This window comes from Pseudomonas sp. TSRC2-2 (genome assembly GCF_049897785.1).
Taxonomy (GTDB): Bacteria; Pseudomonadota; Gammaproteobacteria; order Pseudomonadales; family Pseudomonadaceae; genus Aquipseudomonas.
In genome coordinates this window covers 234,245-241,367 of record NZ_JAFCWZ010000013.1, presented here as the reverse complement: position 1 = coordinate 241,367, position 7,123 = coordinate 234,245, and the positions used below count along the sequence as shown (strand labels likewise).

5 protein-coding genes, 1 pseudogene and 1 riboswitch are annotated in these 7,123 nt (G+C 57.6%); of the genes and pseudogenes, 5 read left to right on the top strand and 1 reads right to left on the bottom strand.

The genetic code is table 11. The annotated features are described in order from the left end of the window. The 4 genes and pseudogenes from ACP7D9_RS25090 to ACP7D9_RS25075 form a co-directional block, all read left to right on the top strand. Positions 1-189: pseudogene (locus ACP7D9_RS25090) on the top strand (hypothetical protein); the annotation flags it as partial. Further along, positions 186-1,124: a hypothetical protein gene (locus ACP7D9_RS25085; RefSeq protein WP_426159923.1), complete on the top strand. Its 939-nt coding sequence runs from the start codon at positions 186-188 to the stop codon at positions 1,122-1,124. The pseudogene ACP7D9_RS25090 and the gene ACP7D9_RS25085, both read left to right, overlap by 4 nt. Then, a complete protein-coding gene (locus ACP7D9_RS25080; protein WP_426159922.1) occupies positions 1,121-2,062 on the top strand; it encodes a hypothetical protein in 942 nt (313 codons plus the stop codon). Before ACP7D9_RS25085 ends, ACP7D9_RS25080 begins: the two co-directional genes overlap by 4 nt. After that, positions 2,059-3,021 (top strand): hypothetical protein, encoded by a 963-nt coding sequence (locus ACP7D9_RS25075; RefSeq protein WP_426159921.1) that lies wholly within the window; start codon positions 2,059-2,061, stop codon positions 3,019-3,021. The genes ACP7D9_RS25080 and ACP7D9_RS25075 overlap by 4 nt, the downstream gene beginning before the upstream one ends. A 219-nt stretch (positions 3,022-3,240) precedes the next feature. On the opposite strand, the gene ACP7D9_RS25070 is transcribed toward ACP7D9_RS25075, so the two are convergent. Continuing rightward, complete coding sequence (locus tag ACP7D9_RS25070) at positions 3,241-4,674, bottom strand: TolC family outer membrane protein (RefSeq protein ID WP_426159920.1); 1,434 nt, start codon at positions 4,672-4,674, stop codon at positions 3,241-3,243. Positions 4,675-4,876: 202 nt separating this feature from the next. Then, positions 4,877-4,982, top strand: a riboswitch (TPP riboswitch). A gap of 143 nt (positions 4,983-5,125) precedes the next feature. Between ACP7D9_RS25070 and thiC the strand changes: the two genes are divergently transcribed. Further along, positions 5,126-7,015: a phosphomethylpyrimidine synthase ThiC gene (gene thiC / locus ACP7D9_RS25065; protein ID WP_101158955.1), complete on the top strand. Its 1,890-nt coding sequence runs from the start codon at positions 5,126-5,128 to the stop codon at positions 7,013-7,015. Positions 7,016-7,123: the final 108 nt, after the last annotated feature.

The following is a 7,123-nucleotide window of genomic DNA, read 5'->3' as shown; positions in this document are numbered from 1 at the left end:
AACACGCTACTGATAGACGTACTTGAACGCTGGAAATTAAATCCGCCACCTGATTTGCTCCATCCCGACATCATCGAATGGTCAAAACCACTCCCGCCGGAACAATGGGCCAAACGTTCCCCAGAGTTGGAAGCCGCCATTGCCAAACGCGAGGCCGAGTTGACCGAGCGAGCGGAGGCTGAGGTATGAGTACGCCAGCGGCAGGCACCACGGAAAAAGGGATGTTTTCGCGCAATGACTATTTAGCGCCGTTGCCGATCCCCACCGGTAGAAAACCTTCTGATGTACTTAACATCATCTGGCGCAAAAACGAGGTGTTTCTCGATATTGGTAACTACAGCATTGGTTCGGCAGTGATGGTGATGTGGCCGATGATGATGGTGTTTTTAGCTATTTCTTTTTTTACTCGAAATCTAGACCCTGATTACAGCCGTGATGTTTTGATCTTGGGTGCAATTATTCTGGCCCTTCCAACATTGTTTTTGATCCAAGGGCTCTTTCGCGAAGTTCCTTTACCAATACGCTTCAATCGCCAACGCAGAACAGTCTGCGTCCCCCGCGACAATGGCGAGTACTGGATCGTCCCCTGGGAATCCGTAACCGCCGCTGCCACGCAGCGTTCATCGGTCAGTCAGGCCGGTAAAGCCACAATGGGGCTGCTGGTCATCGGTTTCGAAAACCCAGACCCACACGCTACCGAAGACAACAAGCATTTTTCATGGGGCTTCAACTGCGGCGGCGGCACGACCGCGATGGCGCTGTGGGAATGCATGCGCAGTTACATGGAGATCGGGCCAGAGGCTGCACCGGATGCCGCGGCGCTGAACTCAGGCGCCAACCTTCGTTATTACATTGATTACATGAAGGACAAAGCCAAACAGCGTGGCTGGTTTTTGACCCTGGTATGGGAAGGTGTGTTTGGCATATTCATCTTCAATGCTCCTCTTGCTACCTACCTGCAACGGAAGAAGCTGTATCCGCCACCCGATTTACACTATCCCGACATCATCGAATGGTCAAAACCACTCCCGCCGGAACAATGGGCCAAACGTTCCCCTGAGTTGGAAGCCGCCATTGCCAAACGCGAGGCCGAGTTGACCGGGCGAGCGGAGGCACAGGTATGAGTACGCCAGCGGCAGGCTCCACGAAGAAAGGGGTGTTTTCGCGTAATGACTATTTAGCGCCGTTGCCGATTCCCACCGGTAGAAAACCTTCTGACGTGCTCAACATCATTTGGCGAAAAAACGATGTGTTTCTCGATATAGGTAACTACAGCATCGGCTCGGCGGTAATGGTGCTTTGGCCGATGGTGGTGTTGTTTGCGTTCATGGGATATCTGTTCAGGAATGATCACGATGAAATGCATATTTTCGCAGTAATGACCGCGTTCATTATTGGAGTGCCAGCCTTCTTTCTAATCCAGGGACTGTTTCGCGAAGTCCCTCTACCCATACGCTTCAACCGCCAACGCCGGGAAGTCTGCGTCCCCCGCGAAAACGGCGAGTACTGGATCGTCCCTTGGGAATCCGTAACCGCCGCCGCCACGCAGCATTCATCAGTCAGTCAGGGCGGTAAAGCCACGATGGGTCTGCTGGTCATCGGTTTCGAAAACCCAGACCCAGACGCTAGCGAAGACAACAAGCATTTTTCATGGGGCTTCAGTTGCGGCGGCGGTACAACCGCGATGGCGCTGTGGGAATGCATGCGCAGTTACATGGAGATCGGGCCAGAAGCCGTTGAGGATGCAACTGCTCGTTTCGACAGATCAAAAGGAATCTGGGCAACTTATCTCGACGATCTGATCAAGGCTGCGAAGTTGCGAGGCTGGTTTGTCACCATTCTTTGGGAAGGGTTCTGTGGGATTTTCATATTCAACACGCTACTGATAGACGTACTTGAACGCTGGAAATTAAATCCGCCACCTGATTTGCTCCATCCCGACATCATCGAATGGTCAAAACCACTCCCGCCGGAACAATGGGCCAAACGTTCTCCAGAGTTGGAAGCCGCCATTGCCAAACGCGAGGCGGAGTTGACCGGGCGAGCGGAGGCTCAGGTATGAGCACGCCAATGGCAGGCACCACAAAAAAACGGATATTTTCGCGCAACGATTATCTGGCGCCATTACCTGTTCCTACGGGTGAAAGACCTTGCGATGCACTCAACACCATCTGGCGCAAAAACGAGGTGTTTCTCGATATAGGTAACTACAGCATCGGATCTGCAGTCATGGTCTTGTGGCCGATGGCATTACTGTTCGTACTGTTGAATTACATAACTCCCGATCCACTGATATGGGGCAGTGGATTAATCATTGTCGGGGTTCCAGTTTTATTTGTGATCCAAGGCCTCTTCCGCGAAGTCCCCTTACCCATACGCTTCAACCGCCAACGCCGCGAAGTCTGCGTCCCCCGCGAAAACGGCGAGTACTGGATCGTCCCCTGGGAATCCGTAACCGCCGCCGCCACGCAGCATTCATCAGTCAGTCAGGCCGGTAAAGCCACGATGGGTCTGCTGGTCGTCGGTTTCGAAAACCCAGACCCGCACGCTGCCGAAGACAACAAGCATTTTTCATGGGGCTTCAATTGCGGCGGCTGCACAACTGCGATGGCGCTGTGGGAATGCATGCGCAGTTATATGGAGATCGGGCTGCAAGTTTTGCCACAGACAAACGACTTTGAAGGCGGGCGAGATAAGCTGCGAGGTAGAAGTGTCTTCTGGGGTATTTGTTGTGAATATGTGGACGGCATCCGACACCATTTAGTCGCGCAGGAAGTTGGCAAGGCAGCGTGGCTGGTCATCGCAGCAGTACTCTTGGGCGCTCCACTGGCAATGATGCTGCAGGAATGGAAGTTGTCGCCCCCTCCCGATTTGCTCTGTCCCGACATCATCGAATGGTCAAAACCACTCCCGCCGGAACAATGGGCCAAACGTTCCCCTGAACTGGAAGCAGCTATCGCGTTGCGCGAGGCGGAACTCGCCCATCAAGCCGAGCGAGCATTGCTCATGAATCGGCCTTGAACGTCGTGAATCCACTTGCGGGTTTGCCCATCCCGGGACACGACGAACTACCGACTACGACGTCCGCCTTCCGGCGCACCTGCGGGCCGATGTCAGTCGGCTGATCCGTTATTTGCGATGCTTCGCGCTCCCTCTACCCGCAAGGATCGCGCAAGGGCAGGTTTTGGTTGCGGGCAATGATCAGGTAATAAAAAACCCGCATCGCTGCGGGTTTCCATTTCAAGGCCGGGCCTTGAGCTGCGCCTCGGCCGCCGACGCCAGATCCGGTGGCAGGAAATCCTTGTCCGGGTTGTAGTCGGCTTTCAGATAACGCCGCAGGTCTTGCAGATCCCCCGGGTTCAACGTGCCCGCTGCCTGTTTCAGGCGCAGGTTGTCGAGGATGTAGTCGTAGCGGGTGTTGTTGTAGTTGCGCACCGAGGTGTACAGCTGACGCTGGGCGTCGAGCACGTCGACGATGTTGCGCGTGCCGACCTGATAACCGATTTCCGTGGCCTCCACCGCGCTCTGGTTGGAGATGATCGACTGGCGGCGCGCCTGCACCTGCTCGACGTCGGTGTTCACCGCGCGGTGCAGGTTGCGGGTATTTTCCACCACTTGCCGGCGCAGGGATTCGCGCTGCTGTTCGCTCTGATCCAGTTGCGCGTAGGACTGACGCACTTGCGAACTGGTCAGCCCGCCGCTGTAGATCGGGATATTCAGTTGCAGGCCCAGGGTGCTCTGCTCGACGTTGCCGCCATAAGGCGCGCCGAACGAGTTGGGGTTGGCGAAGCCGAGGGCGTCGTTGTCGCCTTTCTCGTATTTCGCCACGGCGTCGAGGGTCGGCAAGTGGCCGGCCTTGCGCTGCTTGAGCGTCTGCTCGGCGGAGCTGACCGCGTAGTTGCTGGCGAGCAGATTGAGGTTTTGCCGCGCCGCGGTGTCGACCCAGGATTTCGCGTCGTTCGGCGCTGGCGGCAGGATCGGCAGCGTATGGACGATGCCCTGAATCGAGTTGTACTGACGGTTGGTCAAGGTGATCAACGCCTGGAACGCATCATCGACCTGACGCTGGGCGACGATGCGGTTGGCTCGCGCGGTGTCGTAACTGGCTTGCGATTGCAGAACGTCGGTCTTGTCCGAGAGGCCGACATCGAAGCGCTCGTTGGACTGGTCGAGCTGACGTTTGAACGCCGCTTCTTCAGCCTTGGTCGAGGCCAGATTGTCCTGGCTGCGCAGCACGTTGAAGTAGCTTTCGGCCGATTGCAGGATCAGGTTCTGCTCGGTGGCCGAGAGTTGCAGGGCGGCCTGTTCGTTGACGTCCTTGGCCGCTTGATACTGGAACCAGCGATCGGCGCGGAACAGCGGTTGGGCGAGGGTCGCTTGATAGGAGTGCGCGCTGCGATTGGCAATCGCCGAAGGCTGGTCGATCGAGGTGCGCACGTCGGCGACTTCGGCGCCACCGGACAGGTTCGGCAGCAAGCCGGCGCGGGCCTGCGGCACCACTTCTTTCTGCGCGCCGTACTGGGCGCGGGCGGCGGCCAGATCGGCATTGTTATCGACCGCTTCCTGATAGACGCTGACCAGATCGGTTTTGGTCGACAAGGGCGCTTCGGCCGCCCAGGCCATTGCGTTGGACGCACAAGACACGGCCACAGCCAGTGAGAGTTTGCGCAGCATGAGGCGATCCCTAGCATTAATATTATGGAAATAATCCGGGCGCCAAAGGTAAGGCGCGGCCTGCACAGCGTCAAGGCGGGGCAAAGGCGAGTGTAGTTGCGCAAACGCATCACAACAATCGGCCGAGCCCTTGTATTTGTGCCATTGATCATGGCGTTTGCCGCGGTGTTGGCGTTCTTTGCCAGTTGTGTCTAGACTGGCCGGGTTCTTGTCGGGGTGCCTTGCTATGAGGCTGAGATCGAATAATTTCGGATCCCGTTGAACCTGATCAGGTTAGCGCCTGCGTAGGGAACAAGATTTCTCGTCACCCGGCGAGTCCTCTTGTGCTTCGTCCGGGATATTGTTCGACAATCGAACGCTCGACGAATGCACAGCACCGGTCCTGGTGCGTCCGTGCCTTTCAGGTTCTGCTCCGACAATCCACTGCTGGATGCTGTCTGGAGAGCCCGTGATGACAACAAAAGAAAAAAACGCGATCAACCTGAGTGACTCGGCCAAGGTCGACGAGCAATCGGTCAAGCCGTTCACCCGTTCGCAAAAAATCTACGTTCAGGGCTCGCGTCCGGACATCCGTGTGCCGATGCGTGAAATCAGCCTCGACGTGACGCCGACCGACTTCGGCGGCGAGATCAACGCGCCGGTCACCGTCTACGACACCTCCGGCCCGTACACCGATCCGGACGTAGTGATCGATGTGCGCAAAGGCCTGGCCGATGTGCGCTCGGCGTGGATCGATGATCGCGGCGACACTGAGCGCCTTGCCGGTCTGAGCTCCAACTTCGGCCGCGAACGCCTGGCCGACCCGGAGCTGACCAAGCTGCGTTTTGCCCATGTAAACAACCCGCGTCGCGCCAAGGCCGGGCATAACGTCACGCAGATGCACTACGCGCGTCAGGGCATCATCACCCCCGAGATGGAGTTCGTTGCCATCCGCGAAAACATGAAGCTGGAAGTGGCTCGCGCCGCAGGCCTGCTCGATCAACAACATCCCGGCCACAGCTTCGGCGCCAGCGTGCCGAAAATCATCACCCCGGAATTTGTCCGTGACGAGATCGCGCGTGGCCGTGCAATCATCCCGGCCAACATCAACCACACCGAACTGGAACCGATGATCATCGGCCGTAACTTTTTGGTGAAGATCAACGGCAACATCGGCAACAGTGCGCTGGGTTCGTCCATCGAAGAAGAAGTGGCGAAACTGACCTGGGGCATCCGCTGGGGCGCGGACAACATCATGGACTTGTCCACCGGCAAGCACATTCACGAAACCCGCGAATGGATCATCCGCAACTCGCCCGTGCCGATCGGCACTGTGCCGATTTATCAGGCGCTCGAAAAAGTCGGCGGTGTTGCCGAAGACCTGACCTGGGAGTTGTTCCGCGACACGCTGATCGAGCAGGCCGAGCAGGGCGTCGATTACTTCACCATCCACGCCGGCGTACTCCTGCGTTATGTGCCGCTGACCGCCAAACGCGTCACCGGCATCGTTTCCCGTGGCGGTTCGATCATGGCCAAGTGGTGTCTGGCGCATCACAAGGAAAACTTCGCCTACACCCATTTCGAAGAAATCTGCGAAATCATGAAGGCCTACGACGTCAGCTTCTCGCTCGGCGACGGCCTGCGCCCGGGCTCGATTGCCGACGCCAACGACGCCGCGCAATTCGGTGAGCTGGAAACCCTCGGCGAGCTGACCAAGATCGCCTGGAAGCACGACGTGCAAACCATGATCGAAGGCCCCGGCCACGTGCCGATGCAGTTGATCAAAGAGAACATGGACAAGCAGCTTGAGTGCTGCGACGAAGCGCCGTTTTATACCCTCGGCCCACTGACCACCGACATCGCCCCGGGTTATGACCACATCACTTCGGGCATCGGTGCGGCAATGATCGGCTGGTTCGGTTGCGCGATGCTCTGTTACGTGACGCCGAAGGAGCACTTGGGCCTGCCGAACAAGGATGATGTGAAAACCGGGATCATTACTTACAAGATCGCCGCGCATGCAGCGGACCTGGCCAAAGGGCATCCGGGCGCGCAGATTCGCGACAATGCCTTGAGCAAGGCGCGTTTCGAATTTCGTTGGGAAGACCAGTTCAACCTGGGTCTGGATCCGGACACTGCGCGTTCCTACCACGATGAAACACTGCCGAAAGACTCGGCGAAAGTCGCGCATTTCTGCTCGATGTGCGGGCCGAAATTCTGCTCGATGAAAATCACCCAGGAAGTCCGTGAGTACGCGGCCAACCAGCGCATCGACGCGGTCGACGTGGACGTCGCCAAGGGGCTAGCTGAGCAGGCCGAGCGGTTCAAACAGGAAGGCAGTCAGCTGTACAAGAAAGTTTGACCCCGTACTGATCGTTCCCACGCTCCGCGTGGGAATGCAGCCCGTGACGCTCCGCGTCACTGGACGCGGAGCGTCCCGAGAGGCATTCCCACGCAGAGCGTGGGAACG

What these genes read in the sequence shown, in the direction of transcription:
- ACP7D9_RS25080 (WP_426159922.1), top strand. Translation starts at nt 1,121, where the DNA reads ATGAGTACGCCAGCGGCAGGCTCCACGAAGAAAGGGGTGTTTTCGCGT.
- ACP7D9_RS25075 (WP_426159921.1), top strand. Translation starts at nt 2,059, where the DNA reads ATGAGCACGCCAATGGCAGGCACCACAAAAAAACGGATATTTTCGCGC.
- thiC (WP_101158955.1), top strand. Translation starts at nt 5,126, where the DNA reads ATGACAACAAAAGAAAAAAACGCGATCAACCTGAGTGACTCGGCCAAG.
- ACP7D9_RS25085 (WP_426159923.1), top strand. Translation starts at nt 186, where the DNA reads ATGAGTACGCCAGCGGCAGGCACCACGGAAAAAGGGATGTTTTCGCGC.
- ACP7D9_RS25070 (WP_426159920.1), bottom strand. Translation starts at nt 4,674, where the DNA reads ATGCTGCGCAAACTCTCACTGGCTGTGGCCGTGTCTTGTGCGTCCAAC.